This is a genomic window from Xenorhabdus littoralis (assembly GCF_033949345.1).
GTDB classification, from domain to species: domain Bacteria; phylum Pseudomonadota; class Gammaproteobacteria; order Enterobacterales; family Enterobacteriaceae; genus Xenorhabdus; species Xenorhabdus littoralis.
Window position 1 is genome coordinate 1 of the sequence record NZ_VCDP01000328.1, and the last position, 211, is coordinate 211.

General features: G+C 29.4%; 1 protein-coding gene. It reads right to left on the minus strand.

The features are described from left to right. Positions 1-211: hypothetical protein (locus FE394_RS19765; protein WP_319928000.1), on the minus strand; the 211-nt coding region annotated here is incomplete at both ends.

Genomic DNA, 211 nt, shown 5'->3' on the forward strand with positions numbered 1-211 from the left:
AGAATTTTATTTCTCTCCATAGCATGATCCACAATATACGTATTATCATAAACCTCACTCACACCTTCAACTGTTATCTTCTTCATTAAATAATGAGAAACATAACGATTACATAAAAAATGATAATGAGGTTGTCCACTTTCATGCAACTCAACTACCCTAATAAACTTAAAATCTTCAAATTCATTCTCTTCAAAACGTCTTAAAATTC